This is a genomic window from Micromonospora sp. NPDC049662, from assembly GCF_040675055.1.
In the GTDB taxonomy this organism is placed as follows: Bacteria; Actinomycetota; Actinomycetes; order Mycobacteriales; family Micromonosporaceae; genus Micromonospora.
In genome coordinates this window covers 155249-182131 of the sequence record NZ_JBFAOC010000003.1, presented here as the reverse complement: position 1 = coordinate 182131, position 26883 = coordinate 155249, and the positions used below count along the sequence as shown (strand labels likewise).

At 72.3% G+C, this 26883-nt stretch carries 31 protein-coding genes; 12 read left to right on the top strand and 19 right to left on the bottom strand.

Translation table 11 applies throughout. The annotated features are described in order from the left end of the window. Positions 1-152: 152 nt before the first annotated feature. The 3 genes from AB0J36_RS04020 to AB0J36_RS04010 all read left to right on the top strand — a co-directional run bounded on the left by AB0J36_RS04020 (position 153) and on the right by AB0J36_RS04010 (position 1858). Positions 153-566 carry a RidA family protein gene (locus AB0J36_RS04020; protein ID WP_355050847.1) on the top strand — a complete coding sequence of 138 codons (414 nt, stop codon included), beginning with the start codon at positions 153-155 and terminating at the stop codon, positions 564-566. Between the two features lies 1 nt (position 567). Beyond that, entirely contained in the window at positions 568-1464 is an 897-nt protein-coding gene (locus AB0J36_RS04015) for a GNAT family N-acetyltransferase (protein WP_357129083.1), read from the top strand. Positions 1465-1612: 148 nt separating this feature from the next. Further along, on the top strand, positions 1613-1858 hold the full coding sequence (locus tag AB0J36_RS04010) for a hypothetical protein (RefSeq protein ID WP_357172384.1): 246 nt from the start codon (positions 1613-1615) through the stop codon (positions 1856-1858). 70 nt (positions 1859-1928) lie between these two features. Here AB0J36_RS04010 and AB0J36_RS04005 read toward each other — a convergent pair whose 3' ends face one another. Next, on the bottom strand, positions 1929-2444 hold the full coding sequence (locus tag AB0J36_RS04005) for an O-acetyl-ADP-ribose deacetylase (RefSeq protein WP_357129077.1): 516 nt from the start codon (positions 2442-2444) through the stop codon (positions 1929-1931). Position 2445: 1 nt separating this feature from the next. Then, the gene (locus tag AB0J36_RS04000) at positions 2446-3237 is read right to left on the bottom strand and encodes an EI24 domain-containing protein (protein WP_357129074.1); all 792 of its coding nucleotides are present in this window, start codon (positions 3235-3237) and stop codon (positions 2446-2448) included. Positions 3238-3290: 53 nt separating this feature from the next. Between AB0J36_RS04000 and AB0J36_RS03995 the strand changes: the two genes are divergently transcribed. Next, positions 3291-4295 (top strand): WYL domain-containing protein, encoded by a 1005-nt coding sequence (locus tag AB0J36_RS03995; protein WP_357129071.1) that lies wholly within the window; start codon positions 3291-3293, stop codon positions 4293-4295. Here the strand turns inward: AB0J36_RS03995 and AB0J36_RS03990 are convergent. The 6 genes from AB0J36_RS03990 to AB0J36_RS03965 form a co-directional block, all read right to left on the bottom strand. Continuing rightward, the gene (locus AB0J36_RS03990; protein ID WP_357129068.1) at positions 4279-5193 is read right to left on the bottom strand and encodes an SDR family oxidoreductase; all 915 of its coding nucleotides are present in this window, start codon (positions 5191-5193) and stop codon (positions 4279-4281) included. The genes AB0J36_RS03995 and AB0J36_RS03990 overlap by 17 nt on opposite strands. 46 nt (positions 5194-5239) lie before the next feature. Beyond that, positions 5240-5977 carry an alanyl-tRNA editing protein gene (locus AB0J36_RS03985; protein ID WP_151488505.1) on the bottom strand — a complete coding sequence of 246 codons (738 nt, stop codon included), beginning with the start codon at positions 5975-5977 and terminating at the stop codon, positions 5240-5242. Positions 5978-5988: 11 nt separating this feature from the next. Beyond that, positions 5989-6876, bottom strand: coding sequence for an alpha/beta hydrolase (locus AB0J36_RS03980; protein WP_357129064.1), 888 nt, complete (start codon positions 6874-6876; stop codon positions 5989-5991). Continuing rightward, positions 6873-7193, bottom strand: coding sequence for a DUF2516 family protein (locus tag AB0J36_RS03975; protein WP_355050857.1), 321 nt, complete (start codon positions 7191-7193; stop codon positions 6873-6875). Before AB0J36_RS03975 ends, AB0J36_RS03980 begins: the two co-directional genes overlap by 4 nt. 72 nt (positions 7194-7265) lie before the next feature. Beyond that, positions 7266-8012, bottom strand: a complete 747-nt coding sequence (locus AB0J36_RS03970; protein WP_357172390.1) for a hypothetical protein — start codon at positions 8010-8012, stop codon at positions 7266-7268. Beyond that, the gene (locus tag AB0J36_RS03965) at positions 8009-8605 is read right to left on the bottom strand and encodes a helix-turn-helix domain-containing protein (RefSeq protein WP_357129058.1); all 597 of its coding nucleotides are present in this window, start codon (positions 8603-8605) and stop codon (positions 8009-8011) included. The genes AB0J36_RS03970 and AB0J36_RS03965 overlap by 4 nt, the downstream gene beginning before the upstream one ends. A 113-nt stretch (positions 8606-8718) precedes the next feature. On the opposite strand from AB0J36_RS03965, the gene AB0J36_RS03960 reads away from it, so the two are divergent. After that, entirely contained in the window at positions 8719-9516 is a 798-nt protein-coding gene (locus AB0J36_RS03960; protein ID WP_357129055.1) for an alpha/beta hydrolase, read from the top strand. Between the two features lie 262 nt (positions 9517-9778). Here AB0J36_RS03960 and AB0J36_RS03955 read toward each other — a convergent pair whose 3' ends face one another. The 4 genes from AB0J36_RS03955 to AB0J36_RS03940 all read right to left on the bottom strand — a co-directional run bounded on the left by AB0J36_RS03955 (position 9779) and on the right by AB0J36_RS03940 (position 13221). Further along, entirely contained in the window at positions 9779-10738 is a 960-nt protein-coding gene (locus AB0J36_RS03955) for an asparaginase (protein ID WP_363660098.1), read from the bottom strand. A gap of 94 nt (positions 10739-10832) precedes the next feature. After that, positions 10833-11660 carry a 3-keto-5-aminohexanoate cleavage protein gene (locus AB0J36_RS03950; RefSeq protein ID WP_357172396.1) on the bottom strand — a complete coding sequence of 276 codons (828 nt, stop codon included), beginning with the start codon at positions 11658-11660 and terminating at the stop codon, positions 10833-10835. Between the two features lie 23 nt (positions 11661-11683). Further along, complete coding sequence (locus tag AB0J36_RS03945; protein WP_357129046.1) at positions 11684-12796, bottom strand: folate-binding protein; 1113 nt, start codon at positions 12794-12796, stop codon at positions 11684-11686. Further along, positions 12793-13221: a Fur family transcriptional regulator gene (locus AB0J36_RS03940; protein ID WP_357129042.1), complete on the bottom strand. Its 429-nt coding sequence runs from the start codon at positions 13219-13221 to the stop codon at positions 12793-12795. The genes AB0J36_RS03945 and AB0J36_RS03940 overlap by 4 nt, the downstream gene beginning before the upstream one ends. A gap of 69 nt (positions 13222-13290) precedes the next feature. Between AB0J36_RS03940 and AB0J36_RS03935 the strand changes: the two genes are divergently transcribed. Then, entirely contained in the window at positions 13291-14172 is an 882-nt protein-coding gene (locus tag AB0J36_RS03935) for an aminotransferase class IV (RefSeq protein WP_357172398.1), read from the top strand. 4 nt (positions 14173-14176) lie between these two features. Here AB0J36_RS03935 and AB0J36_RS03930 read toward each other — a convergent pair whose 3' ends face one another. Together AB0J36_RS03930 and mtfM are read right to left on the bottom strand one after the other, a co-directional pair. Then, the gene (locus tag AB0J36_RS03930; protein WP_355050865.1) at positions 14177-14767 is read right to left on the bottom strand and encodes an FABP family protein; all 591 of its coding nucleotides are present in this window, start codon (positions 14765-14767) and stop codon (positions 14177-14179) included. A gap of 7 nt (positions 14768-14774) precedes the next feature. Then, entirely contained in the window at positions 14775-14879 is a 105-nt protein-coding gene (mtfM, locus tag AB0J36_RS03925) for a small membrane protein MtfM (protein ID WP_267897534.1), read from the bottom strand. Between the two features lie 12 nt (positions 14880-14891). Here mtfM and AB0J36_RS03920 point away from each other — a divergent pair, with 12 nt between their 5' ends. The 3 genes from AB0J36_RS03920 (at position 14892) to AB0J36_RS03910 (ending at position 17769) form a co-directional block, all read left to right on the top strand. Continuing rightward, the gene (locus tag AB0J36_RS03920; protein ID WP_357129035.1) at positions 14892-15266 is read left to right on the top strand and encodes a DsrE family protein; all 375 of its coding nucleotides are present in this window, start codon (positions 14892-14894) and stop codon (positions 15264-15266) included. 71 nt (positions 15267-15337) lie between these two features. Continuing rightward, a complete protein-coding gene (locus AB0J36_RS03915; protein WP_357129032.1) occupies positions 15338-15718 on the top strand; it encodes an SCP2 sterol-binding domain-containing protein in 381 nt (126 codons plus the stop codon). Then, the gene (locus AB0J36_RS03910; RefSeq protein ID WP_357129029.1) at positions 15715-17769 is read left to right on the top strand and encodes a glycogen debranching N-terminal domain-containing protein; all 2055 of its coding nucleotides are present in this window, start codon (positions 15715-15717) and stop codon (positions 17767-17769) included. Before AB0J36_RS03915 ends, AB0J36_RS03910 begins: the two co-directional genes overlap by 4 nt. 9 nt (positions 17770-17778) lie before the next feature. Here the strand turns inward: AB0J36_RS03910 and AB0J36_RS03905 are convergent, their stop codons facing one another. Next, positions 17779-18639: a hypothetical protein gene (locus tag AB0J36_RS03905; RefSeq protein ID WP_357172404.1), complete on the bottom strand. Its 861-nt coding sequence runs from the start codon at positions 18637-18639 to the stop codon at positions 17779-17781. A gap of 151 nt (positions 18640-18790) precedes the next feature. On the opposite strand from AB0J36_RS03905, the gene AB0J36_RS03900 reads away from it, so the two are divergent. The 3 genes from AB0J36_RS03900 (at position 18791) to AB0J36_RS03890 (ending at position 24342) form a co-directional block, all read left to right on the top strand. Continuing rightward, the gene (locus tag AB0J36_RS03900) at positions 18791-23176 is read left to right on the top strand and encodes a S8 family serine peptidase (protein WP_363660097.1); all 4386 of its coding nucleotides are present in this window, start codon (positions 18791-18793) and stop codon (positions 23174-23176) included. Positions 23177-23417: 241 nt separating this feature from the next. Next, a complete protein-coding gene (locus AB0J36_RS03895) occupies positions 23418-23603 on the top strand; it encodes a hypothetical protein (RefSeq protein ID WP_357129021.1) in 186 nt (61 codons plus the stop codon). Continuing rightward, a complete protein-coding gene (locus AB0J36_RS03890; RefSeq protein ID WP_357129018.1) occupies positions 23593-24342 on the top strand; it encodes a hypothetical protein in 750 nt (249 codons plus the stop codon). The genes AB0J36_RS03895 and AB0J36_RS03890 overlap by 11 nt, the downstream gene beginning before the upstream one ends. Before the next feature lie 67 nt (positions 24343-24409). On the opposite strand, the gene AB0J36_RS03885 is transcribed toward AB0J36_RS03890, so the two are convergent. From AB0J36_RS03885 to AB0J36_RS03870, 4 genes are all read right to left on the bottom strand, one after another. Next, positions 24410-24730, bottom strand: a complete 321-nt coding sequence (locus AB0J36_RS03885) for a DUF1416 domain-containing protein (RefSeq protein ID WP_357129015.1) — start codon at positions 24728-24730, stop codon at positions 24410-24412. Between the two features lie 2 nt (positions 24731-24732). Continuing rightward, on the bottom strand, positions 24733-25581 hold the full coding sequence (locus tag AB0J36_RS03880) for a sulfurtransferase (RefSeq protein WP_357129012.1): 849 nt from the start codon (positions 25579-25581) through the stop codon (positions 24733-24735). A 209-nt stretch (positions 25582-25790) separates the two neighbouring features. Then, positions 25791-25868: an Ms5788A family Cys-rich leader peptide gene (locus AB0J36_RS03875; RefSeq protein WP_310503780.1), complete on the bottom strand. Its 78-nt coding sequence runs from the start codon at positions 25866-25868 to the stop codon at positions 25791-25793. A gap of 116 nt (positions 25869-25984) precedes the next feature. Then, positions 25985-26782, bottom strand: coding sequence for a DUF2993 domain-containing protein (locus AB0J36_RS03870; RefSeq protein WP_357392824.1), 798 nt, complete (start codon positions 26780-26782; stop codon positions 25985-25987). Positions 26783-26883: the final 101 nt, after the last annotated feature.

Genomic DNA, 26883 nt, shown 5'->3' with positions numbered 1-26883 from the left:
CTCCCGCGCTCCTAGATCCGCGCAACTTCCGGGAAATAGTGGCCTCACGACGCCGGGATGCCACTATTTCCCGGAAGTAGTGACCAGGCATCGAGGTGCAGGGGGCGGTTAATCCGTCGCTACGGCGGGCGATCGTCGTTAGCCTCGCCGGCATGCCGGATCCTGTCGCGCTGCTGCACGTGCCCGCCCTCTCCGACGTCGCCGAGTACGCCTACGCGGCGACCGTCGAACCGCCCGCTCGGCTGGTGTTCACGGCCGGCGCGTGCCCGCTCGACGCCGAGGGCCGTACCGTCGCGCCGGGCGACCATGCCGCACAGGCCCGGCAGGTGATGACGAACCTGGAGACCGCGCTCGGCGCGGCCGGCGCGCGACTCACCGACGTCGTCAAGACCACCGTGTACGTGGCATCGTCGCGGCAGGCCGACCTGGTGACCGTCTGGGAGGTGGTCCGGGACTTCTTCGGCGACCACGATCCGCCCAGCACCCTGCTCGGTGTGGCCGTGCTCGGCTACACCGACCAGCTCGTCGAGGTCGAGGCCGTCGCCGCCGTACGGACGGGGGCCTGACATGCGCATCCGCGAAGCCCGGCCGGACGACGCCGCAGCCGTGGTGGCGCTGCGGACGATCGTCCACCCGTACCTGGTACGCGGGGTCGAGTCGACCCGCAAGATGCTGGCCGAACCGCCGCCGCACGAGGGTTGGATCGCGTTCGTGGCCGAGGTCGACGGCCAGGTGGTCGGCTGGACGTCCGCCGAGCCCAACACCTCGACCTCGGTGCAGGGCTTCGGCAACGTCAACACGCTGCACGTACACCCGGATCATCGACGGCGCGGCATCGGGACGGCGCTATTGACCGCCGCGACCGATCACCTCCGCCCTCTCGGGATTCGCCGCGTACGCGCCACGGCCGCGACGGACTCGCTGCCGTTCGCCCGCCACCACGGGTTCGAACCGAGCCGCGAGGTGCGCTACTCGGCGCTGGATTTGACCCCGCCGCCCGCGCTGCCCGAGCCGCCGCCGGGCGTACGGCTGCGGCCGATCGCCGAGATGGACCCGCACCTGCTCTACGAAGCCGACGTCGCCTCGGCCGTCGACGAACCCGGTGACGTGCCCGTCGACACGGTCACCTTCGAGAGTTGGCGGTACGACGTCTGGGACGAACTTGGCCTGGACAAGACGGCCAGCACCGCAGCCGAAGTCGACGGCGAGGTGGCCGCGTTCAGCCTGGTCAAGCGCGACGGCGAGCGGATGTGGTCGGATTACACCTGCTCAGTCCCGGCGTACCGGGGTCGGGGACTGGCCCGGCTGGCCAAGACGGCGGCGCTGCACCGGGCCGCCGCTGCCGGCGTACGGATCGCGTACACCTCGAACGACGAGTCGAACGCGCCGATGCTGGCGATCAACGCCCGGCTGGGCTACCGCCCGGTGGCGTCGCAGTGGACCTGCCTGGCCGACCTCACCTGATCAGTCACCCAATGCCTCCGCGACGCTCGGAGCGAAGGCGCAGGGCGGCGGCGATGTAAGTTTCCTGCTCGGTGACCCCGGCAGTGAGATCACCGTGGCACGAGAAGGCATCGAGGCGACTCCGCTCACGCTTGCGACCCGCATAGCCATGACCCAGGCGGAGATCGCGAAGTCTCCGGAACCCCTCGCCGTCCGACTGTCGGACCGGCACGTTGCCATGTCCGTCTGGGTCCTCGACGACGAGGCGATCGTGGCTACCCACATCGGCGCAGGACTAGGGCAGGATTCGGTGACCATGCACCTCCGACGCCGCGAGGCGGGTGGCCCGTTCGATCGTTACGTGGAGCACTTCGAGTCGCTGTGGAATGACGCGGCTCCGACTGGCGCACGGTGATCACTTGATGGTGACCAGTTGCCAGAAGCGATTTCCAACTGGTCAGCATCAAGTGATCAAGCCACGTGGCCTACGCCGCCTCGAAGACGTCGCGGGCTGTCGCGTGGGTGTCCGCGCCGAAGAGCACCAGGCGGGCCTCCGTGACCGTGGCCGGAGTGGCTGAGCGGAGCACCGTCAGCGCCTGGCGGACCGCGTCGTCGACCGGCCAGCCGTAGATGCCGGCGGAGATCAGCGGGAACGCCACCGTGGCCGCGCCCAGTTCGTCGGCCACCCGCAGGCTGTTGGCGTAGCAGTCGCGCAGCAGCCCCGACCGGTCCTCGGCGGCCGAGAAGACCGGGCCGACCGTGTGGATGACCCAGCGGGCCGGCAGGTTTCCGGCGGTGGTCGCCACCGCCTGCCCGGTGCGGAGCCCTTTGCCGTACTTGGACGCACGCAGCGCCCGACAGTCGGCCAGGATGGCCGGGCCGCCGCGTCGGTGGATCGCGCCGTCCACTCCACCGCCGCCGAGCAGGGACGAGTTCGCGGCGTTCACGATGGCGTCGACCCGCTGGTCGGTGATGTCGCCCTGAATCAGGGTGATCTCCACGTCAGCTCTCCTCGATCGACTGGCCCAACGACCGGCGGGCCAGCAGGGTCGCGCCGGCGACGGCGGCCGGCATGACCAGCACCGCTCCGAGCGGGATGAGGAAACACAGGAAGACCGCGACTCCGAAGCCGAGCGCGGTCGGCCGGTCCGCCTTGAGGATGGTCCGGCGCTGCGGCAGCCGCATGCCGCGTCGGTAGAACGGCGCTCCGACCAGCTCGACGGCGAGGAACCAGCCACCCACGGCCGCCCCGATCACCGGTACCACCGTCTGGCCCACCACCGGGATGAACCCGGCGAGGAAGAGCGGGATGCCGACGAGCGCGGTGAGGGCCACCAGGCGTACGGAGTCGGCGGTGCTGCGGCGCAGCGAGGACCAGAACGGCACGTCCACGGCGTCCGAGGTGCCGCCGAGCCGCTCCTCCACCTTCTCGGAGATCTTCTCGTAGAACGGGTCGCCGATGACCAGGGTGACCGCCGTGAAGCTGATCACCGCGAGCAGACCGCCGATCCCCAGGAAGGCCAGGCCGGCGATCACCCGGACCAGGCTCCGGCCGGTGCTCGACCAGTCGTCGGCGAACGGGGTGACCAGGGCGGCGAGGTCGTCCACGAAGTAGACGAGGGTGGCGTACGCGGCCACGAAGAGCACGCCGGAGATCAGCGCCGGCACGATACCGAGCAGCATGAGCTTCGGGCTGCGCACGTAGAGGCCCAGTCCGCGCAGGAGCAGCCGCACCCCGAGGAGGAAGCGTCCGACGGCCCCGGTGACCGGGCTGGCGATTCTGCTGGCGTCCACGATCGAGCAGCCTAACGACAGTTGATCGAAGCGGCACGGGGCAGGATGGGCGGGTGCGTGCCTCCCGACTGATCTCGTTGCTGCTGCTGTTGCAGGCGCGCGGGTCGATGACGGCCGGCGAGCTGGCACACGAGCTGGAGGTCTCCGAGCGGACCGTCTACCGGGACGTGTTGGCGCTGTCCGCCGCCGGTGTTCCGGTCTACGCGGACCGGGGCCGGGCCGGCGGGTACCGGCTGCTCGGTGGCTACCGGACCCGGCTGACCGGGCTGAACCGCGACGAGGCGGAGGCCCTGTTCCTGGCCGGTCTGCCCGGCCCGGCCGGCGACATGGGTCTGGCCGACGCGGTCGCCGCCGCCGAGTTGAAGGTGCTCGCCGCACTGCCACCGGCCCTGCGCGACGCGCCCGTACGCACGGGTCAGCGGTTCCACCTGGACGTGCCGGGATGGTTCCAGGAGACGCCGCCACCGCCCTGGCTCACCGAGCTGGCGCGGGCGGTCTGGGGTGACCGGGTGGTACGGCTGCGCTACCGGCGGGGCGGCGACGAGGTGACCCGGCACCTTCAGCCGTACGGACTCGTGCTCAAGAACGCGACCTGGTATCTGGTCGGTCGGGTCGGCGACGACATGCGCACCTACCGGGTGGACCGGGTGACCGGCGTCGAGGTGGACGACGAGCGGTTCGCGCGCAACGAGGGCTTCGACCTGGCCGGGCATTGGCGCGAGCAGGCCGGGTCGTTCCTGCGGACCATACTGCGGGCCGAGGTCACCGTCCGGCTGAGCCCCGCCGGCCTGCGCCAGCTCCGGCACGTGGTCGACGCTCCCGAGGTGTACGACGAGGTCGTCACCACCATCAGCGAACCGGACGGGCAGGGCTGGGTGGTGGCGCGACTGCCGGTGGAGACCGTCGACGTCGCGTACGCCCAGTTGCTGGCGCTGGGCCCGGAGGTGGAGGCGCTCGACCCGCCGGAGCTGCGTGGACGCCTGGCGGACGCGGCACGCCGGGCCGCCGCACGTTACGACGGCCCGGCGGTGGCGGACGACGTCAGCGGTAGCCGGTGACGTCGGCCGGCTTACCCGCCTCGACCACCTCGACGATGTACCGGATGGCCTCCGGTTGGCTCCCGTCGACGTCGGTGAAGCCGTACACCTTGGACAGCGTGCCCGCGTCGACGGACTGGCCGGTCCAGCGGGCCTTGTCCTCGTCGGCGGCGAGCGCGGCCACCGCGCGGCCCACGAAGGCGGGCGTCTCGGAGATCAGGAAGTGCGGGTCGGTGGCGGCCCCGTCGCGCCAGTTCTCCTCGGTGACCCCGAAGTGCTCCAGCATCGCCTCGGAGCGTAGCCAGCCGGGGGTGAGTGCGACGGCTGTGCCGCCGTGCGGTTTCAGCTCGTGCGCCTGACTGAAGGCGAGCCGGTTGACCGAGGTCTTGGCCAGGTCGTAGAAGACCGAGAGGCGGTAGTTCTCGTCGTTGTACGCCTTGGTGCCGTCACCGATCTCGACGACCAGGCCACCGGGCTTGCGGATCAGCAGCGGCAGGGCGAAGTGGCTGGTGATGATGTGCGTGTCGACGGCCAGCCGCAGGGTGCGGAACCCCTTGTCGAGAGGCTGCTCCCAGACCGGCTTGTCCCAGGTGACCAGGGGGTCGCCGCCCCAGATGTCGTTGACCAGCACGTCGAGGCCGCCCTGCTCGGCGTCGATCCGGGCGACCAGGTCGCGGACCTGCTCCGGCACCAGATGGTCGACCTGCACGGCGATGCCGGTGCCGCCGGCCGCGGTGACCAGTTCGGCGGTCTCCTCGATGGTTTCCGGCCGGTCCATCTCCGAACGGCCGGCGCGGCTGCTGCGACCGGTGGCGTACACGGTGGCGCCGGCGGCGCCCAACTGGACCGCGATCTGTCGGCCGGCGCCCCGGGTGGCACCGGCGACGAGCGCGATCTTTCCTGCGAGCGGTGGTGTCATGCCTGCGAGGCTGCCAGCGATACCTGACAGCCGACGTCCGAATTCGTCAATCCACCAGCCGGACGCGGACGCGCCGGTTGGCCCGACCCTTGCTCTCCACCTTGACGACCTGCACCTTGCCGATCTGGGCGGTGGACGCGACGTGGGTGCCGCCGTCCGCCTGGACGTCCAGACCGACGATGTCGACGATCCGCACCTCCTGCTCGTCCGGCGGGATGAGGTTGGACTGGGTGCGGATGATGTCCGGCAGAGCCAACGCCTCGGTACGCGGCAGCACCCGGGTGGCGACCGAGCGGTCGGCGGCCACCTCGGCGTTGACCAGCTCCTCGATGCGGCTCTTGAAGTCCGGCGGCACCTCGGGCAGGTTGAAGTCCATCCGAGCCTCGCCCGGTTCCATCGAGTTGCCCGTCACGAGCGCGCCGAAGTCGCGGAACACCACGCCGCAGAGCACGTGCAACCCCGAATGGGTACGCATCAGACGGGTGCGGCGCTCGTCCTCCACCGCGCCGACGACCTCGGTGCCGACCGGCGGCAACGGGTCACCCTCGGCGGGGATCAGGTACGGGTCATCGCCCTTGCGGGTACCGACGATCCGGGTCTGCACGCCCTGCCAGAGCAGTACGCCGTGGTCCGGCGGTTGACCGCCACCACCCGGGTAGAACGCCGAGCGGTCGAGCACGATGCCCTGCTCCGGGTCGGCGTGCAGGACCGTGCAGGTCCACTCGCGCAGGGTCGGGTCCGCGAGATCCAGCCGGTGCGTCCGGCCATGCTGTGTGACGCCCATGACAGGGCACGTTACTCGTTGAGGAAGCCGGAGATGCGCTCCCGCAGGTCGGCGCGTTCCGACCAGAGGAACCCGGGGCGGTCGTACACGTGCAGAGTGGCCCGGGGCAGCGCGGCGGCGAGCTGCTCGGCGACCTCGACCGGGTGCAGGTCGTCGCCCGCGCACCCGATCACCAGGGCCGGCGCGGTGACCGCCGACAGCACGCCGGCGTCGTCGAGCGGCACCTGCCCCGCCAGGGTGGCCAGGCCCTCGTCCAGGCCGTCGCGGAGCAACTGGTCCAGCCGCTGCCGCAGGTACGCCCAGCCGGCCGGCGTGTTGCGCACCGCCGCCGGCAGCTCCAGCGAGACGACGTCCGCGACGGCCCCCGCGTCACCGCTGGCCACGGCATCCACCAGGGCGCCGACGCGGTCCCAGGCGGCCGGACCGCGCGGCTGGTCGAGCGCCGCCGGCAGGAAGAACACCAGCTTCTCGAAGCGCTCCGGACTCTCCGCGAGCAGGCGGCAGAGCGCCCCCGCGCCGAGGCTCGCCCCGAACGCCCGGCTGGCGCCGCCGAGATCCGCGATGGCCCGCAGGTCACGGGCGAGGTCGAGGTAGGTCCACGAGCCGGGCGGCGCGTCCGAGCGGCCGTGCCCCCGGAACTGGAAGAACAGCCGACGACCGGCCACCCCGCTGCCGAACGGTCGCGTGGTGGCGATCCCGTTGCCCAGCCCGTGCGCGAAGACGGTGACCGGGTCACCGACGCCGGTGACCAGGCGTTCCAACTGCACGCCGTGCGGCGTGTCGACGAGCTCGGTCTCCGGATCGGGGATCGCGGGACGGCCGGTGCGCGGCCCACCCGGGCCCGGACCGAAGGTGCGGGGGCCGCTGTCCGGTGGAGGAGGCCAGCGGAAACCTCTCACCAGAACCCTTTGCCGTTGCCGTCGCTGAGGTCGCGGAGACCGACCCGCACGTCGAGCAGGTAGATGAGCGCGGCGGCGATGCCGATCAGTCCGAAGAGGCTGATCGGACCGCGGCTGAGCAGGATCAGGACGAGGCAGACCGCGAGGATCGCGATCCAGCCGCCCTTGGGCAGCGTCCCGATGGCGGCGAAGGCGTCGGACCGCTGCGTGATGGCATGCACCAGCGCGACACCCTGAATGATCAACGCGAAGACGAGCAGGATCAGCTCGATCACGTAACGGACTTCGAACGCGAAGATCGGCGCGGCGGTGGCCATGCCGGCAAGTTTATGTCGACGACCCCGACTACGTCCGACAAGGACGCCGTCGGGATCGCCGACAGGTGTGAACTACTCGGCCGCCGGGCGGGTCCGCTTGGTGGCCCGAGGCAGCTTGGCCGACGGGGTCTCGGCCGGCTTCGCGGCCTTCGCCCGGGTCGCCTTCTTGACGGCGGCCGGCTTGGCCTCTGCGATCTCGGCGACCTCGGTCGGGCTCGGCGCCTCCGCCGGGGCGGGCGTCGCCTGCGCCGTCGTAGCGGTCTGAGCCGTGGCCGTGGTGGCGGTCTGAGCCGTGGCCGTGGCCGTGGTGGCGGTCTCGGCCGTGACCGTCGTCGCCTCGGTGGCCTCGATGTCCGCGTTGACCGTCTCGGCGGCCTCCAGCACGCCGACGCCGACGACCCGCTCGCCGCGAGCCACCAGCGCGCCGTACGCGGCGAACGCCCGCTCCTGGGCCGCCTGGGCCGCGGTGACCACCACGGCCGCGTTGCGGGTGGCGGCGGCGCGCAGCTTCTCGATGTCGGCGACCTCGCGCAGCTTGGCCAGGTCGGCCGACTCGCGCAGCTTGGCCAGGTCCAGCTCGGCCTGTGCGCGGTCGCGCAGGGTGCCGGCGGTCTCGTTGGCAGTACGGAGCGTCTCGGTGGCCTTCTGACGCAGCTCGAAGCCCGTCAGCACCGCCCGGCCGCCCAGGTCGGCGACGACCCGGGTGCCGTGCAGACCGACGGCCATGGGCAGCTTGCGGAGCTGCTCGATGGCCAGCTCGGCCGCCCCGGCGGCGGCGTAGATGGGAGCGGGGATGCGATTGGTCTTCGGCTCGGTCATGACGTCTCCTCCTCGGCCGTCTCGGCGGCCTTCTTCTTCTCGGGGGTGCTGCTCGGGGCGTTCGTCCCGGGGGTGCTGCTCGGGGCGGGTGCGGGGCCCGCCTCGGTCACGGCGACCGACTCGAGCACGGCCTCGGTCGGGGTGCCGCCCTCGGTGGTGGGGCCGGTCGCGGCCAGGTTGGCCACGTCGGCGGGCCCGTCGGCGACATCGGTCGGGGTGGTCGCCCCGGCTGCGGCCTGGGCCTCGGACAGCCGGGCGTTCTCCCGGCGGAAGGTCTCGTAGATCTGGCTGAGCGACTGCTTCTGGGCCATCGTCAGGTCGGGGTCCACCGCGATGGCGGCGAGCACGCCGTGGCCCTCCTTGTCGTCGAGCAGCCCGGCCCGCAGGTACATGGCCGGGGTCGACACCCGCAGCGCGCTGGCCAGCTGCTGGAGCACCTCGGCGCTCGGCCGGCGTAGGCCGCGCTCGATCTGGCTCAGGTACGGGTTGCTGACCCCCGCCTGCTCGGCGAGCTGGCGCAGCGAGATCTTGGCGTTACGGCGCAGATCGCGGATGAACCCGCCGACGTCGGGGAGGTCCTTTGGGGTCGCCATGGTGCCGACGCTAACCGGATCCGCTAACTCCTGCAAGCAAAATGCTAGCCAAAGTTAGCAAGGTCTCAGCGTCCCGTTTGCGCCCCACCCCAACCGGTCCGTACGGTCCGTTGGTGCACAAGATCACAGTCAATGGAGCAGTTCTCGCGTACGACGAGGCCGGCAGCGGTTCGCCCGTCGTCCTGCTGCACGCCGGCATCGCGGACCGGCGCATGTGGCGGGGCGTCGTACCCGCGCTCGCCGCCCGACACCGGGTGATCGTCCCGGACCTGCGCGGGTACGGCGACTCCGAACTGCCGCCGACGCCGTTCGCACACCACGACGACGTGGCCGGCCTGCTGGACGCTCTGGACCTGCCACAGGCCGCCCTGGTCGGCTGCTCCTTCGGCGGGTCGGTCGCCGTCGACACCGCCCTGGCCCATCCGGACCGGGTGAGCGCGCTCGCCCTGCTCGACACGGCGGTCTCCGGCAACGAGTGGTCCGACGAGGCCAACGAGCTCTGGGACGACCTGGTCGGCGAGGTCGACCCGGACGACTTCGTGGCGGGCGCGGCCGGCGAGGTGCGCTTCTGGGTGGTCGGTCCGGCGCGTCAGCCCGCCGACGTCGACCCCGAACTGCTGGCGTTCGCGCAGGAGATGGACCAGCGCGCCCTGGCCGCCGAGTTGGCGCTCGGCGCGGTCGAGGTGGGAGAGCTGACGCCACCGGCGATCGGCCGTCTCGGCGAGCTGAAGATCCCCGTCCTGGTCACCGCCGGCGCGGCAGACGTACCGGACATCCGCCAACTCGCCGACCGGATCGCCGCCGAGGTCCCGAACGCGACACGACTGCCGGACGTCCCGGACGCCGCGCACCTGCTCCCCCTGGAGCGCCCCGAGGCCGTCAACGCCGCCCTCCTGAACTTCCTAACCTGAGCACCCACCCGACTCCAGCACCCGCCACCCCGCACCCGACCTCCAGCACCCGGCACCCGGCACCCGGCACCCGGCACCCGGACAAGCGTGATGCCTCAGAGTCATCTTGATGACTCTGAGGCATCACGACCACCGGCGACCGTTCCACCCCAGCCACACCGCCACCTAACGATTGCACTCACCCTTTGACCCCAGGGCGGCTCGAGTGGCAATAACTTCATGATCAACGGGGTGGGGTGGGGGCGAGACCGGGAGGTGGGGGTTACCAGAGGGGGCGGATTGCGCCTACCGGGACGCCGCCGCCGAAGAGCGGCACCTCGGCGTACTCGGTCAGCACGGGAGCGTCCACGCCGAGCCGCCGCAGCGCCGAGACCAGGACCGGCATGCGCGCCCGGTCGGCCCCGTCGTCGATCTTGAGGGCCACCGCGCCGACGCCCGGCAGTCCGACCGCGAACACACCCTCGGCGCCGATCTTGGCCAGGAGGCCCGGAACACCGCGCATCAGCCGGGTGTCGTCGGCCTGGGTACCGCCCACGATCTCCGGGTGGGCCCGCATCGCGTCGGCCACCCGGCGCGGCGCCGAGCCGGGCTCGGCGTCGACGAGCCGGAGGTACGCCCCGGCCAGGCCGGTCAGCGACACCGCGAGTACCGGTGCGCCGCAGCCGTCCACGCCCACCGCCGCGGTCGGCTCGCCGGTGAACTCCTCGACGGTCGCCCGCAACCGCTGCTGCAACGGGTGCTCCGGCCGCCAGTAGCCGTCCCGGGGCCAGCCGGCGGCCCCGCAGGTCAGCAGCATCCCGCTGTGCTTGCCGGAGCAGTTCATCTGGACCCGGCTCGGCCCACCCCCGGCGCGTAGCACCGCCTCCCGGGCCGCCCCGCCCGCCGGCAGGTCGGGCGGGCAGTGCAGCGCCGAGGCGTCCAACCCGGCCCGGTCGAGCAGCGCGCCGACCCGGGCCAGGTGGAAGTCCTCCCCCGCGTGGCTCGCCGACACCAGCGCCAGGTCGGTCGGGTCGCTGAGCGCAAGGCCGGCGCGGAGCATCCCGATCGTCTGCATCGGCTTGCTGGCCGAGCGCGGAAAGATCGGCGCGGTCACGTCCCCGGCGGCGGCCAGGGTCGCCCCGGTCGCGTCCAGCACCACCACCGAACCGCGGTGCCCACCCTCCACGAACCCGGACCGGACCACCTCGGCGAGCGGCACGCCGCCCTCGTACGTCTTTCCCACGTGCTGGACGGTACCCAGGGGATCGGGCCGCCCGTCGGCGGGGTGACCAGGTCGTCAACCGCGCGGGTGACAGGGGCGGGGGAAGCCCGTGGCCTTACAGCCCGAGCAGCGCGCGAGCCTCGGTGGTGCTCAGCGGCGGCCGCTGGGCGAGTTGGGCGAAGCCGACCGCGCGGGCGACCAGCTGCATGTTGGACTCGACCGGACGACCCTTGGCGTACGTCACCGTGTCCTCCATGCCGACCCGCAGGTGCCCGCCCGTCGAGAGCGAGGCCAGCAGCACCGCAATGGTGCTGCGGCCGATGCCGGTGGCCGAGAACGTGGTGCCCTCGGGCAGGTCCCGCAGCATCCGGTGGGCGGCGACGAGCGTCTCGGTGGTGCCCGGCATGCCGCCCGGCACCCCCATGACGAAGTCGACGTGTACGTGCCCGCCCGCCGGCAGCCCGTACCTGCCGAGCAGCCGCTGCAACGCGGACAGGTGACCGAGGTCGAAGATCTCGTACTCCGGCACGATCCCGCGCTCCTGCATCCGGGTGTGCAGGTCGACGATGAACTCCCAACGGTTGAGGAAGACGTCGTCGCCGAAGTTGACCGTGCCCATGGTGCAGGAGGCCATGTCGGGACGGGCGTCGAGCACGGCGAGCCGGGACGCCTCCGGGTCGGTCACCGCGCCGCCGGACGAGAGCTGCACGATCAGGTCGGTGTTCTCGCGCAGCGCCGCCACCGTCTCGGCCAGGCGGGCCGGGTCGAGGGTCGGCCGGGCCTCGTCGTCGCGGATGTGGACGTGGATCACGGCGGCGCCGAGCGCCTCGCACTCCTTGGCGGTGCGCAGCAGCTCGTCCAGCGTCACCGGCAGTGCCGGCACCTCCGCCTTGGCCGACTCCGCGCCCGTCGGGGCCACCGTGATCAACGTCCCTGTCGTCATGCCGGCGATCCTAGACGTGCCGGTCAGGACGGGTCGATCGCCGCCGCGGTCTCACCGATCATCAGAGCGGCGTCGTCCGGGACGTTCCGCTTCAGGACGGCGAGCGCGACCTGACCCAGTTCGTGGTGCAGCACGGCGGTGCCGACGAAACCCACTGCCCGTCCGTCGAGGGTCACCGGCGTACCGGCGGTCGGCGGCTGGTCGGTGGTCACCCCGTCGAGGTGCAGCAGCACCAGGCGGCGGGGTGGCCGGCCCAGGTTGTGCACGCGGGCGACCGTCTCCTGACCCCGGTAGCAGCCCTTGTCCAGGTGCACGGCCGGGCCGATCAGGTCCACCTCGGCCGGGATCGTCCGGTGGTCGGTGTCCACCCCCACCCGGGGCTGCCGGGCGGCCACCCGGATCGCCTCGTACGCCCAGAGGCCGGCGACCGGCACGCCCGCGCCGCGTAGCTCCGCGACGACCTGCTCCATCGCCGAGCGGGGCACCAGCAGGTCCACCCCGAGGAGGCCGCGTCGCGCCCAACCGCCGATCGACAATGGTCGGACGTCGTACCGGATGCCCGCCCGGGGCGGCACGGCCCCGGCGGCGAACTTCGGACCCGGCACCGGGATCAGGTCCGGTGCGGCCAGCCCGGTCACGCCGAGCGTCCCGACGGCCTCCGCCGCCGCCGGACCGACCAGCGACAGCAGCGCCCGTTCGGCGGTGGCGTCGCGGGGGTCGACCTTGCTGAAGAACCGCATCTTCTCCAGGTACGCCAGCAGGCCGTCGGTCGCTCCCGGCTCGGTGTCCAGCCAGGTGGTCTCGCCGTCCTCGGCGACCAGGGCGTGCTGCTCGACGTGCCCGTGCGGGGAGAGCACCAGCAGTTCGGTGCCCTCACCGGCGGAGAGCGTCGACAGGTGCTGCGAGGTGATCGTGTGCAGCCAACCGGCACGCTCCTCGCCGGGCACCGCGACGATCCCCCGGTGCGACCTGTCGACCAGGCCGACCTCGGTGTCAAGTACGCGCTGCTCGCGCAGCGGATCGCCGTAGTGCGCGGCCACGCCCCGCACCCCGGCGGCGACGTGCGCCGGGTCCGGCTGATCGCGGCTGGCCTCGTCGATGCTCTCGACGGCCACCGCGCCCGCGATGTCGATCATTTGTGGTCCCCGTTCTCGCACCGGCCGCAGACGCCGAAGAGTGACACGTGCCCGATGTCCACCCGGAAGCCCCGCTGCGCGACCAACTGGTCGGCGAGCGGGCGGAGCAGCTCCGGATCGATCTCGTCGATCGCGCCGCACTCCCGGCAGACCAGGTGGACGTGTTGGTGCTCACCCGCCGCGTGGTACGTGGGCGAACCGTGCGACAGGTGGGTGTGCGTCACCAGGCCGAGCCGTTCCAGCAGCTCCAGCGTGCGGTAGATGGTGGTGATGTTGACCCCGGCGGCGACCTCCCGCACGGCGGCGTGCACCCGCTCCGGGGTGGCGTGGCCCAGATCGAGCACCGCCTGCAGGACGAGCTGCCGTTGCGCCGTCAGCCGCAGCCCACGGGCCCGGAGCATTTCCGCGAGGGAGGATTCGGACACCGTCCGATCATAGTTCGACGAACGCGCCGACTCCCTACGCGCGGTTGTCCCCCGCTACGCTCGACGGTCATGGTGACGTCGTCCGTCGGCAATGTCCCGGCCACGCCGAGCGCGCGGATCGCCGTGCTGGGTCGGGGCCCGATCCCGGCGGACGAACCCGTGCTCCGCGGCGACGACCTGGGCGTCCTGCGCGGCGACGGCCTCTTCGAGTCGATGCACCTGCGCCACGGGCGACCGTGGCTCCGCGACGAGCACCTGGCCCGGCTGATCACCGCGGCGGCAGCCGTCGAGCTGGACCTGCCGCCGACCGACGCGCTGACCGATCTGCTCGACTCCGTGCTCGTGGGCTGGCCGGCGGAGGTGGAGGGCGCGTTACGGCTGGTCTGCACCCGGGGCTCGGAGGCCGGCGGTCCGCCGACCGTCTACGCCACGCTGACCGCCGTGCCGGCGTCGTCGCTGGCGGCGCGACGGAACGGGATAACCGTGGCCGTCCTGCCGCTGGGGGTGCCCGCCGACGCGCGTACCGGGCTGGACTGGCTACCGGCGGGCATCAAATCCACCTCGTACGCGGTCAACAGCGCCGCCCGCCGCTGGGCCCGACGGGCCGGGGTGGACGACGTGCTCTGGGTCTCGTCCGACGGGTACGCCCTGGAGGGGCCGATCGCCAACGTGGTGTGGCTCACCGGTGACACGATCTGCACGGTGCCCGCCGCCACCACCGGCATCCTGCCCGGCACGACCGTCGCCTGGCTGCTCGCCCACGCGCACGAGCTGGGCCTGGACGGTGCCGAACGGATGGTGACGCCGGCGGAGCTGCACGCCGCCGACGGGCTCTGGTTCAGCTCCTCGGTACGCGGACTCGCCGAGGTGCGGATGCTGGACGGGGTACGCCGGGACCCCTGCCCGCGTACCCCCGCCCTGCACGAACTGCTGGGTTTCCCCGTCGACTGAGCCGTCAGCCGCCGACCCGGACGAGCCGCGCCGACAGGTGCGGGCTGAGCGGGTGACCCATCGCGGCCATCTCCTGTGCGTACAGCAGCGCGCCCTCGACGATGCCGAAGAGCCGGTGACCCCCGGTGACCTCCTTGGCGGTCGCCGTCCGCACCACCGCGTCGGTGGCGAACTCGACCTGGGTGCCGGTGCGCTTGCCGAGATGCAGCTCCATGACACCGGTCGGAGTCGTCAGCAGGGCCTCCAACTCGTCGGTGGCCCGGCCGTCCACCAGCACCGGCCGCCACCAGCCGACCTCACGCCCGGCCGGGCGGACGGGCCGGCTCTGCTCGTCGAGGATCCAGGCCCGCGACTCGTAGTGCAGGAACGGCCGGCCGTCGTGGCTGATCCGGATCTCCTGCGCGTAGTCGAAGTCCTCGATGGTGGGGAAGCCGCCCTTGCCCCGGCCCCGCCACAGACCGATGTACGGCAGCAGGCCGTCCAGCGCCGGGTGCAGCTTCGGCCCGACGCGCAGGTCGTGGCTCTCCTCGTACGGGTACTCCTCGACCGGCGGCGCGTTGAGCCACGGCGGTTGCAGCGGATTCTCGTCGCTCACTGTGCGCTCACCAACGTCCCCTTGAAATCCTTACCGCCAGATAGACCAGGCCACCGGCGAGCGCGCCCAGGCCGGCGACCAGCAGGCTGACGAACCCGATCTCGGTAACCATCCCGACCATCCTATGCTGGGCCCCATGGCCCGCTCTCTCGTCGTCAAGGTCACCGCCGGTGCGGACGCCCCGGAGCGGTGCGCGCAGGCGTTCACGGTCGCCGCCACGGCGGTCGCGGCCGGCGTGGACGTCTCGCTCTGGCTGACCGGGGAGTCGACCTGGTTCGCGCTGCCCGGCCGCGCCCAGGAATTCGAGCTGCCGCACTCCGCGCCGCTGGCCGAGCTGCTGCACGTCATCCTGACCAGCGCTCGGGTGACCGCCTGCACCCAGTGCGCGGCCCGGCGGGAGATCGGCCCGGAGGACGTACTGCCCGGTGTGCGGATCGCGGGCGCCGCGGTCTTCGTCGAGGAGGCGTTGGCCGAGGGCGCGCAGGCACTCGTGTACTGACCCCTGACTCAGCCGGATGGCGGAGTGCGAATACCGACCCGGCAACCCGAAGCGCTGCCTACGATTCGGATGTGACCGAGGCGACCCAGCGGTTCTTCGAATCCCTGCCGGCGCGGGCACCGACGGTCCTGCGCGGCCTGGCCGCCGGAACCCTCCAGATCGACCTCGGCATCAACCACCAGACCGAGCACTGGCTGGTCCGGATGCGGCCGGGCGAGGTGCGGGCCACCCGCGAGCGAGGCCCGGCCGACGCCATCTGGTACAGCAGCTCGGCCCTGTTCGACCGATTGATCGCCGGTGAAGCCCAGGCGCTCGCCGCCGTGCTGCGCAACGAGAGCACCTTCAGCGGCGACGTGGTGCTCTTCCTGGCCTTCCGCCGCTTCTTTCCGGACCCGCCGGGCACGAGGGACCCGCGCGAGGTCGCCCGCGAGGCAGTCGGGCGGCGTTCGTGAAGGATCTCGTCAGCATCCTGGACGGCAACACCTTCCTGGTCACCGACCACCGTGGGGACATCGAGCCGTCCTTCGACTTCCCGACGGGACTGTTCTCGTTCGACACCCGCTTCCTGTCGAGCTGGGTGCTCACCCTCGACGGGCAGCGGTTGCACGCTCTCTCCGTGGACACCAGTGAGTCGTACCGGACCACGTTCTTCCTCGCGCCCGGCGAACCCACCCACTACCTGGACGCCAAGGCGTCGGTGATCCGCAGCCGCGAGATCGGGGGTGGCTTCGACGAGGAGCTGACCGTCCTCAACCACTCCGGCGAGGAGGCCGATTTCATCGTCCGGGTCGAGATGGGCAGCGACTTCGCCGACCTGTTCGAGATCAAACACGCCCAACAGAAGGTGGGCCGGACGACGGTCGCGGTGACCGACAACGAGCTGCGCCTGACGTACCGGCGGGAGGCCTTCCACCGGGAGACCCGGATCCGCTCCACGGCACCGGCACAGGTCGACCCCGCCGGGATGACGTTCCGCGTCCGGGTCGACAGCAACGGCGAATGGACGACCCGGCTGCGCATCTCCACCACCGTCTTCGGCGCGCGGGGCGAGGACATCCGCACGACCCTGCCGTACGCGGGCGGCCGCGGCGGGGACGCCATCCGCGCCGAGCACCGGGAGCTGATCGACCGGGCGCCGAAGCTCGGCTGCGACTGCGAGCCGCTGGCCGGGGCGTACCGGCGCAGTCTCAACGACCTGGCCGCGCTGCGCTACGAGTCGATCGCCCTGGGCGTACGGCTGATCGCCGCCGGGCTGCCGTGGTTCATGACCCTCTTCGGTCGGGACAGCATCATCACCTCGTTGCAGGTGCTGCCGTTCCTGCCGGAGCTGATCCCGCCGACCGCGCAGATGCTGGGCGGCCTTCAGGGGCACCGGGTGGACGACTTCCGGGACGAGGAGCCGGGCAAGATCCTGCACGAGCTGCGGTACGGCGAGACCGCCGGCTTCGAGGAGCAGCCCCACTCGCCGTACTACGGCTCGGCCGACTCCACCCCGCTGTTCGTCATCCTGGTCGACGAGTACGAGCGCTGGACCGGCGACACCGCGCTGGTCCAGCGGTTGGAGCCGCAGGTCCGCGCCGCGCTGGACTGGATCGACACCTACGGCGACCTGCTCGGCACCGGTTACCTGTCGTACCGCACCCGCAACCCGGAGACCGGCCTGCAGAACCAGTGCTGGAAGGACTCCTGGGACGGCATCTCGTACGCCGACGGCCGGCTGCCCGGCTTCCCCCGGGCCACCTGCGAGTTGCAGGGCTACGCGTACGACGCGAAGGTCCGCGCCGCCCGGCTCGCCCGCGAGGTCTGGGACGACCCGGCGTACGCCGACCGGCTGGAACGGGAGGCGGCGGAGCTCAAGCAGCGGTTCAACCGCGACTTCTGGATCGCCGACCGCGGGTACTACGCGCTCGCCCTGGACGCCGACGGTCAGCAGGTCGACGCGCTGACGTCGAACATCGGGCACCTGCTGTGGAGCGGGATCGTGGACGAGCCACGGGCCGGCAAGGTGGCCGAACACCTCCTCGGGCCGCGGCTCTTCTCCGGCTGGGGGGTGCGGACCCTGGCCGAGGGCGAGGGCCGGTACAACCCCATCGGCTACCACGTGGGCACCGTCTGGCCGTTCGACAACTCGATCATCGCCTGGGGGTTGACCCGGTACGGCTACCGGGAGGAGGCCGGGCGAATCTGCGACGCCATGCTGGCCGCGTCGGAGTACTTCGGCGGGCGGCTGCCGGAGGCGTTCGCGGGCTACACCCGCAGCCGCACCGGCTACCCCGTGGAGTACCCCACCGCGTGCAGCCCGCAGGCCTGGTCGAGCGGCACGCCGCTGCTGTTGCTACGCGTGATGCTCGGCCTGGAACCGCAGGGTGAACATCTGATCATCGACCCGGCCGTGCCGCCGGGCATGGGCCGGGTGGAGCTGCTGGACATCCCGGGTCGCTGGGGCCACATCGACGCGTTGGGGCGCAGCCGCGATCCGGACGATCGAGGCACGGGCGGCTGACCCGCCTCCTCAGTCGGGGCAGCCGACGGTGGCGGCCACGCGTGCGGCGGCCGGACCGAGTTCGGCCAGCACGGTCACGTCACCCGCGCGGTACGCGTACACCGGCGGGTTGTCCAGCAGTGGGGTGCCGCCGGCCAGCGCGGCGAGGGCGCTGGTCTCGGCCGGGCCGGGACCGGCGGCGGACCGTGCGGTACGGGCCAGGGTGCCGTCCGGGCAGGGCGCGGTGACCAGGTCCGGCGCGCTGCCGGTCGGCCGTCCCAGCGCGGTCAGGGCGGCCGTGAGCGCCGCCGCCTCCGGGCCGACGGCGGTGGCCGGCGGCGGGTCGTAGCCGGCGCCCGGCGGCCGGCACCCCGTGTCGACGGTCAACCGCAGCCGGCCGTCCCCGGTCGGCCGCCCCGCGACGGCGACGAACTCTCCGGCGTCGGCGCGTAGTTCCGGACCGTCCAGGCCGGGGCCGACGCCGGCCCGCCAGCTCGCGGGCAGCCGGTCGGCGATGCCGGTCAGTACGGCCCGCCCGGTGTCGGCGGGCGCCAACACGGCGATCTCGCGACGCAGCCGCGCGCCGTCGGCGAGTGGGGTGACGCGGCAGCCCGCGCTGACCCGCGCCGGTCCCAGCTCCAGCAGCCCGGTCGTGCCGGCGGCCCGGGCCAGCTCGCCGACCGCCCTGTCGACCACCGGAGCGGCCTCGGCGAGGGTGCGCTGCTCGCGCACCGTCGGTGGGTCGTCGCGGACCGACATCCAGGTGAGCCCGGCCAGCAGGAGGGCCCAGAGGACGGTCGCGACCAGCAGCCAGCGCCGCCCGCGCCGGGCGGGCGCCGGCGGGGCGGGGTCGCTCGACGAGGGCCAACCCGTCTGGACAGCACCGCTCACCCGGCCATGGTGTCACGAGCCGTCCTCCGCTCTCGAAAGGCAGTGGTCGACGACCCGACAGCCCGCCTTTCGGCCGGCATAACGCCAGGTCACCGGCCGATCGTTAGGCATTGAGCACCGTCCGAGCAGGTCCCGGACCCAACGGGACCCGATGTGGGGAGGAACAGTGCTCCAACCACCACCGAATGCGAGATCCGTCCGCTGGCGAACGGCCGTGGCATGCGTCGCGGCCCTGCTGGCCCTCACCGCCCAACCCGCCGTCGCCGCCCGACCCGCGCCCACGCCCGCCCGCGTCGACCAGCGGCTGCTCCGCCAGCTCGGCGCGACGGGCACCGGCAGCTTCCTCGTCTACCTGCGCAGCACCGCACCGGTGGCGCGGACCGCCAAGCTGCGTGACCCGGACGACCGGGCCCGCGAGGTGCACCGGCTGCTCACCACGACCGCCACGCGCACCCAGAAGGGCCTACGCACGCTGCTCAGGAACCGCAAGGCGGCATACACCCCGTACTGGATCGCCAACGCGGTCCGTGTCACCGGGAATCGCGCGCTGCTCGACGAGATCGCCAAGCGGCCGGACGTGGCGAGGATCGAGCCGAGCCGCAGTTATCCCCTGCTGCGGCCCACCCCGGCCACCGGCAGCCACGCGGACGCGAACGGCCCGGAGTGGGGGCTCACCAACATCAACGCCCCGCAGGTGTGGAGCGAACTCGGCGACCGGGGCGACGGCGTGGTCGTCGCCACGATCGACAGCGGCGTCCAGTACGACCACCCGGCGCTGGTCGGGGCGTACCGCGGCAACCTCGGCGGTGGCGTCTTCAACCACGACCACAACTGGTACGACCCGGCCGGCGGGTGCCCCAGCGCCGCGCCCTGCGACAACGTCGGCCACGGCACACACACCACCGGCACGATGGTCGGCGACGACGGTGCGGGCAACCAGATCGGCGTCGCTCCCGGCGCGAAGTGGATCGCCGCGAAGGGCTGCGAGACCGACTCCTGCACCGACGCCTCGCTGCTCGCCGCCGGCCAGTGGGTGCTGGCCCCGACCGACCTGAACGGGCAGAACCCCCGCCCCGACCTGCGCCCCGACGTGGTCAACAACTCGTGGGGCGGCGCCGGCGGCGACCCGTGGTTCGAGCAGACCATCGCGGCCTGGCGCGCTGCCGGCATCTTCGGGGTCTTCTCCGCCGGCAACGACGGCCCGGCCTGCGGCAGCGCCGGCTCACCCGGAGACAACGCCAACGCGTACGCCGTCGGCTCGTACGACGTGCAGAACACCATCTCCGACTTCTCCGGGCGGGGCGCCGGCACCGAAGGACGGTCGTACAAGCCGAACGTGGCCGCGCCCGGCAGCAACGTGCGCTCCAGTGTTCCCGGCGACTCCTACGCCGCGTACGACGGCACCTCGATGGCCGCGCCGCACGTCTCCGGCACGGTGGCGCTGCTCTGGTCGGCCGCGCCGACCCTCCGGGGCGACGTCGCCGGAACCGAGGAGCTGCTGGACCGCACCGCCCGCGACGTCGACGCCACCGCCTGCGGAGGCACCGCCGCCGACAACAACGTGTTCGGCGAAGGTCGGCTGGACGCGTACGCGGCGACGCGGGCCGCGCCGCGCGGCGCCGTCGGACGGATCACCGGCACGGTCACCACGGCCGGCGGCGGCGACCCGATCGCCGGCGCGACCGTCGGCGACGGCGCCCGCAGCGTCACCACCGGCGCGGACGGCCGGTACGCGCTGACCGTGCCGGCCGGCGAGGCGACGGTCACCGTCAGCGCCTACGGGTACGCCGGACAGAGCGCCACCGTCACCGTCACCGAGGGCGGGGCGGTCACCCGGGACTTCGCCCTGACGGCCAACCCGACGGTCACCGTGGCCGGCCAGGTCACCGACGCCTCCGGGCACGGCTGGCCGCTCTACGCCCGGATCGAGGTCACCGGCCGTCCCGGTGGACCGGTGTTCACCGACCCGGCCACCGGCCGGTACTCGTTCACCGTGCCCGGCAACGCCACGTACCGGCTCACCGTCACCGCCCGCTATCCCGGCTACCGCACGGTCACCCGGGACGTGGTCACCGGCGGCGACCCCGTGACGGCCGACCTCGCCGTACCGGTCGAGACCGGATGCACGGCGGCCGGCTACACCGGCAGCTTCGGCAACCCGCTGCTGCGGGAGAGCTTCGACAGCGCCGCGACGCCGGACGGCTGGTCGGTACGGGACCGCACCGACGACGGCGGCTGGACCTTCACCGACGCGGGCGAGCGGGGCAACCTCACCGGCGGCAGCGGCGCCTTCGCCATCGCCGACAGCGACCGTCTCGGCTCCGGCCGGACCCAGGACACCGACCTGGTGACCCCGAGCGTCGACCTGCGCGGCACGCCGGCGCCGGTGCTGCGTTTCCACAGCGACTGGCGGGCGGTCGGCGTGAGCGACACCGCCGACGTGGACGTCTCCACCGACGGCGGCGCCACCTGGACCACGGTCTGGCACCAGACCACCAGCCGGCGCGGGCCGGTCGTCGAGGAGGTGCCACTCGACCCGGCGGCCGGGGCCGCCACGGTACGGGTCCGGTTCCGCTTCCACGGCAGCTTCGCCTGGTGGTGGCAGGTGGACGACGTGCAGGTGGTCAACCGCGACTGCGTACCCGCCCCGGGCGGGCTGGTGCTCGGGGTGACCACCGACCGCAACACCGACACGCCGCTCGACGGGGTCACCGTGGTCAGCGCCGACCGCCCGCAGGACCGGGGCAGGTCGGCGCCGACGCCGGACGACCCGACGATGCCGGACGGCTTCTACTGGCTGTTCTCCGGGCTGACCGGGGCACACCGGTTCACCGCCAGCCGGACGCCGTACCAGGTGGCCGCCGAGACGGCGAGCGTGCCGGCCGACGGTGTCCGCCGCCTGGACGTCGCGCTGGCGGCCGGTCGCCTCACCGTCACACCGACGACCGTCCGGTCGTCCCAGCCGTACGGCAGCACCCGGACCGCGAAGCTGACGGTACGCAACACCGGCAGCGCGCCGGCCGCCGTCAACCTGGTGGAGCGCAACGGGCGGTTCGATGCGCCGTCCAGAGCCGGAGCGCCCCTGCGGGAGCAGCGGATCAAGGGGATCAGCAAGACCCGTACGGGCACCGCGTACGGCGCGTCCGGGACCGGGACCGGGACGCAGGACGCCTGGACCGGTATCGCCACCCTTCCGGCGGCGGTCTACGACAACGCGGCGGCCACCCTCGACGGCAAGGTGTACTCCGTCGGCGGCGGTGGCGGCAGCGGGCTGGAGCGCAAGGCCTGGCGCTACGACCCCGACACGGACACCTGGGCGGCGCTGCCCGACCTGCCGAGCGGCCGGGCGAAGCCGGTCGCGGCGGCCGTCGGCGGCAAGCTGTACGTCCTCGGTGGCTGGGGCGTCGACGACGACACCGTCGCCTCCGTGGACGTGTTCGACCCGGCCACCGACACGTGGAGCACGCTGGCCGGGCCTGGCAACCCGTTCCCCGTGGCGGCGGCCGGCGGGGCGGTCACCGGCGGGAAGATCTACCTGGTCGGTGGCTGCCAGGACAACGACTGCGCCGAATCGGACCGGCTCGTCGTCCTCGACCCGACCACCGGCACGTTCCGCACCGGCGCGGCGTACCCGCACCCGGTGTCCTGGCTCTCCTGCGGCGGGATCGGCAGCGCGGTCTACTGCGCCGGTGGCACCGGCGACGCCGACTACACCGACGCCTACCGGTACGACCCGGCGGCCGACGCGTGGCATCCCCTGCCCGACCTGCCGGTGGACCTCTGGGGCGCCCAGTACGCGGCGGCCGGTGACCTCCTGGTCCTGGCCGGTGGAGTCACGGCGGCGTCCACCACGGTCACCAACCGGACCATCGCGTACGACCCGGTGGCGGGGAGTTGGCGCGACCTGCCCAACGTCCAGTCCGGTCGGTACCGGGGCGCTGCCGCCTGCGGCGCGTACCGGATCGGCGGTTCGCCGTCCCCCTTCGTCGGCTCCCCGGACGCCGAACGGCTCAGCGGCCTGGAGCTGTGCGCCGGGGAGGCGGACCTACCCTGGCTGACCACCAAGCCGGGCACGTTCACCCTCGCGCCGGGGGCCTCCCGGACGGTCACCGTCAAGATGCGTGCCACGGCCGCCGCCGATGTGGCCCAGCCGGGCACCTACTCAGGCGAGCTGGGTATCGCGTCCGACACGCCGTACCGGGTTCCGGCGGTGCCGGCGCGGATGACCGTCTCGCCGCCGGCGAGCTGGGGCCGGATCCAGGGCAGCGTCACCGGGGTCACCTGCACCGGCGCGACCGTCGGGGTCGCGGCGACGGTACGGGTCAACCGGGTGGGTAGGACGACCGGCTGGACCCTGACCGCGAACCCGCAGGGCCGGTACGTCTGGTGGCTGCCCAAGGGCCGCTACGAGGTGATCGTCGCCAAGGACGGGTGGATACCGCAGACGCGGCGCACCCGCATCAGGGCGGGCCTCGTCGAGACCGTCGACGTCGTCCTCGCCCCGGTCTCGTCCTGCACGAGAGCCACCGGCATCTGACCGTGCCTACGGGTGACCGGCGGCTACCAGGCCGCCGGTCACCCCGCACCGGTCGTCTTGTCGGACTCTCCCCCGGCACACTGTCATCTAACCGACACCGACACATCCACAAAGCCAATGCCATCGATGAACGGTGGGTAGTGGACTAGTGACGCGAGCATCCACGAGGTGGTCCGCGTCGTCGGAGGGAGGCAGTAGGGTGACGCCAATAGCGACGTCGTCGGCGGCGAGAGGACCAGCAATGGGCACCGCCATCGTCAAGACCCCGCAGGAGCTACGCGAGTGGCGAGAGCGTCTCCTGGAACGCGTCCACATGACCAAGGAAACGCTGTACGACCTGGGGCGCAACTTCGAGCTTCGAGCCGACGAACGCGGCATCTACGAGATGGTTCGCTCTATCGACTACCTGCTCGGCGATGACGACTGACGGCCTCGCCGTCCCTCCCGATCTCATCGCCAGAGCCAGCGCCTTCGCCGACGACATTACCGCCCGAGTGCACCGGGTGGTCAGAACGGAGAAGAGCCTGTCGGCACTGCTGATGCCCGGCCGAAACGGCGGCCGGGTCATGGTGGGCATCGTCGAGGGGGACAACTTCGGCACCTTCCCCCTGTACATCGACAACCGGCACCGCCTCGATTTGCTGGTCAAGTTCAACTGCTGCCTGGATTCGAGTGGCAAGCATCTGGCCACGGATTCGTCCTGGCTCCATGTCACCATGAAGGGCGACAAGGCACCGCTGTTCCGCTACGAGTACGTCCGAGAGGCCCAGAGCGGGGTGCCCTGCGCCCACCTGCACGTACACGGCCACCGCGACGAGTTCGCCTTCGTGATGCAGGACGGGGCACGAGGACGCCCCAAGGCGCGCAAAAGACGGCACGAAGTGCCCCGGCTGGCGAAGTTTCACTTCCCGCTCGGCGGACACCGCTTCCGGCCCTGCGTCGAGGACGTTCTCCAGGCCGTCGTGGAGGAGTTCTGCGTCGACACCGTGCCCGGATGGCGGGACGCAGTGGACGAGGGCCGCGAGGAGTGGCGCCGGCTACAACTGCTCGCCGCGGTCCGCGACGCCCCCGGCGTCGCGGTGCAGGCACTCGATGAGCTGGACTACAAGATCGCTCCGCCCGACTCGGTACCAGCCGACAACCCGGGCAGGATGCGCGCCTACTGACCGCTCCACGACGACCGGGGCCGGCCACCCAGGAGGGTGACCGGCCCCGGTCGATCAGAGCGGTGGGTCAGGCGACGGTGACGGACACCTCGTTGATGCCCCGGCCGGCGGTGACGGCGGTGTCGCCGTTGCCGTGCCGGGACAGCGCCCGCAGCGTCCAGGCGCCGGGTGCGGCGAAGAACCGGAACTGGCCGGCGGCCGAGGTGACCACCTCGGCGGTGAACTCGCCGGTCGAGTCGAGCAGCCGGACGTACGCGCCCGGCACGACCTCGTCCGCCGCCGACCGGACGACGCCGGTGATGACGGTCTCCTTCTCAAGGTCCAGGCTGGCCGGCAGGGGCGCGGCCTGGTCAGGTGCGGCGCAGCCCGCAGCGGTGGGAGCGGTCATCGTCAGGCCTCCCCTGGCTCGTCGCCGAGCGCGACCGGCACGCCGACCAGCGAGCCGTACTCGGTCCAGGAGCCGTCGTAGTTCTTCACGTTGCGGTGACCGAGCAGCTCCTGCAGCACGAACCAGGTGTGCGAGGAGCGCTCGCCGATCCGGCAGTACGCGATGGTCTCCTTGCTGTCGTCCAGCCCCGCGTCGCCGTAGATCTTGCGCAGCTCGTCGTCGGACCGGAAGGTGCCGTCCTCGTTGGCCGCCTTGGACCACGGGACGCTGATCGCCGTCGGGATGTGACCGGCCCGCTGCGCCTGCTCCTGCGGCAGGTGGGCGGGGGCCAGCAGCCGGCCGGCGAACTCGTCGGGGCTGCGCACGTCGACCAGGTTCTTGGTGCCGATCGCGGCGACGACCTCGTCGCGGAAGGCCCGGATGGAGGTGTCCGGCTCCTGCGCGACGTACTGGGTCGCCGGGCGGGGCGTCGTCTCGGTGACGAGCGGGCGGGCGTCCAGCTCCCACTTCTTGCGACCACCGTCGAGCAGCTTGACGTCGCGGTGGCCGTAGAGCTTGAAGTACCAGTAGGCGTACGCCGCGAACCAGTTGTTGTTGCCGCCGTAGAGGATCACGGTGTCGTCGTTGCTGATGCCCCGCTCGGACAGCAGCGCCTCGAACTGGGCCTTGTTGACGAAGTCCCGGCGGACCGGGTCCTGGAGGTCGGTCTTCCAGTCGACCTTGATAGCGCCGGCGATGTGGCCGGTCTCGTAGGCCGAGGTGTCTTCGTCGACCTCGACGAAGACGACGCCCGGGGCGTCGAGGTTCTTCTCGGCCCACTCGGCCGAGACGAGTGCGGTGTCGCGACTCATCGATTCACTCCCTGGTGAGGATGGATGGTGAGCCAACGCGCGAATATCGATGGGTTGAACTGTCGCACCGCGCGCGGGACCCAGCGGAAGGACGGGATCACGGGTTCGTGCGACGGCGCCGCTGCCGGGCGTTCGGTGGGATCACCGGAAAGGGTCGAGGACCCTGCGTGCCGGTGGCCGCCGTCAGGCGGCCGAAAACAGCCCCGCCGTCAGATGACAGGGCGACACAGGCAGGTGGCCACGCGGCACAGGTCGACCGCGCGCCGTTTGGTGAGGTGGGTCCCCATGGTCAGGCAGCCTACCAGCGATCCGGAGGGCTGCCACCGTGCCGACCACCATCCGGGAATCGTCCGGCTGCCGGGCCGCTGTGGCGTCCCAGCGGACCGGGCTGTCGACGCACGACTCAGCTGACCGAGTTGATCGGTACGTTCTTCGCGTCGGCGGTGACGGCCAGCCCTTCGGGCAGCGGCTGGACCTTGCGGACCGTGAGTTGGAACGGCAGGTCGGGCAGCGGCACGTCGATGGAGATGCTCTTTGCGTAGTTGCTGAGGATCGTGCGGGCCAGCGGCAGGTTCGGGAGCCCGGCGGCGTCCAGGTTGTTGAAGCGCAGGGCGACCGCGCCGTTCTTGGCGACGGTGACGTCGGCGGTGCCGGCGACGGTGAACTTCGTGCCGAGGATGTCGACCGGGGCGCTGACGGCCAGCTTGCCGCCCTGCTCGCCGAGGGTGAGGCCGGGTCGCTTCAGCAGCGCGGCGAGGCTCTCGTAGCTGATCGTGCCGGTGCCGTCGACCGTGTCGGCCACGACGTCGCCCTGCCCGGTCCGCAGCGTGTCCAGCGACGCCCGCACGTTGCGGGCGTCGACGTCCAGCACCGGCAGCCGTACGGCGTCACCGTCGACCGAGGCCTGCACGTCCCGCAGCGAGATGGAGATCCGCTCGTACCGCCCGTCGAGCACCTGCGTGAGGAACGGCATTCCACCGACCTCGACGTCGGGCGCCGCGGACTGCGCGCCCTGGTTGCTGATCTCCTGGCTGACCCGTTCGGCGATGAGCCGCTCGGCCACCCCGACCGCCACCCGGTCGGCGACCACCAGCAGGCCCGCCACCACGAGGAGCAGGACGACCAGGCCGATGAGCAGCTTGCGTCCGCGCCGTTGGGGCCGGGCCTGCTGCTGGTCGTCGACCGGATACTCCTGGGCCACGCCGCCTCCTGTCTCCGCCCGCCGCGACACGGCGGGTCGTCCGAACCGGTGCCGCTGCGCGGCGCACCCGTAGGTACCCGAGCGGCACCGACCTCAACCGT

Bases quoted from the DNA above. Each gene is read 5' to 3' on its own strand.
- AB0J36_RS03895 (WP_357129021.1), top strand. From the start codon at position 23,418: ATGGGCACCGCCATCGTCAAGACCCCGCAGGAGCTACGCGAGTGGCGA.
- AB0J36_RS04015 (WP_357129083.1), top strand. From the start codon at position 568: ATGCGCATCCGCGAAGCCCGGCCGGACGACGCCGCAGCCGTGGTGGCG.
- AB0J36_RS04020 (WP_355050847.1), top strand. From the start codon at position 153: ATGCCGGATCCTGTCGCGCTGCTGCACGTGCCCGCCCTCTCCGACGTC.
- AB0J36_RS03875 (WP_310503780.1), bottom strand. From the start codon at position 25,868: ATGGGGACCCACCTCACCAAACGGCGCGCGGTCGACCTGTGCCGCGTG.
- AB0J36_RS03885 (WP_357129015.1), bottom strand. From the start codon at position 24,730: ATGACCGCTCCCACCGCTGCGGGCTGCGCCGCACCTGACCAGGCCGCG.
- AB0J36_RS03900 (WP_363660097.1), top strand. From the start codon at position 18,791: ATGTGGGGAGGAACAGTGCTCCAACCACCACCGAATGCGAGATCCGTC.
- AB0J36_RS03945 (WP_357129046.1), bottom strand. From the start codon at position 12,796: ATGATCGACATCGCGGGCGCGGTGGCCGTCGAGAGCATCGACGAGGCC.
- AB0J36_RS03935 (WP_357172398.1), top strand. From the start codon at position 13,291: ATGGTGACGTCGTCCGTCGGCAATGTCCCGGCCACGCCGAGCGCGCGG.
- AB0J36_RS03890 (WP_357129018.1), top strand. From the start codon at position 23,593: ATGACGACTGACGGCCTCGCCGTCCCTCCCGATCTCATCGCCAGAGCC.
- AB0J36_RS03970 (WP_357172390.1), bottom strand. From the start codon at position 8,012: ATGACCGAGCCGAAGACCAATCGCATCCCCGCTCCCATCTACGCCGCC.
- AB0J36_RS03880 (WP_357129012.1), bottom strand. From the start codon at position 25,581: ATGAGTCGCGACACCGCACTCGTCTCGGCCGAGTGGGCCGAGAAGAAC.
- AB0J36_RS03965 (WP_357129058.1), bottom strand. From the start codon at position 8,605: ATGGCGACCCCAAAGGACCTCCCCGACGTCGGCGGGTTCATCCGCGAT.
- AB0J36_RS03920 (WP_357129035.1), top strand. From the start codon at position 14,892: ATGCTGGGCCCCATGGCCCGCTCTCTCGTCGTCAAGGTCACCGCCGGT.
- AB0J36_RS03990 (WP_357129068.1), bottom strand. From the start codon at position 5,193: ATGACACCACCGCTCGCAGGAAAGATCGCGCTCGTCGCCGGTGCCACC.
- mtfM (WP_267897534.1), bottom strand. From the start codon at position 14,879: ATGGTTACCGAGATCGGGTTCGTCAGCCTGCTGGTCGCCGGCCTGGGC.
- AB0J36_RS03985 (WP_151488505.1), bottom strand. From the start codon at position 5,977: ATGGGCGTCACACAGCATGGCCGGACGCACCGGCTGGATCTCGCGGAC.
- AB0J36_RS04010 (WP_357172384.1), top strand. From the start codon at position 1,613: ATGACCCAGGCGGAGATCGCGAAGTCTCCGGAACCCCTCGCCGTCCGA.
- AB0J36_RS03950 (WP_357172396.1), bottom strand. From the start codon at position 11,660: ATGACGACAGGGACGTTGATCACGGTGGCCCCGACGGGCGCGGAGTCG.
- AB0J36_RS03975 (WP_355050857.1), bottom strand. From the start codon at position 7,193: ATGGCCACCGCCGCGCCGATCTTCGCGTTCGAAGTCCGTTACGTGATC.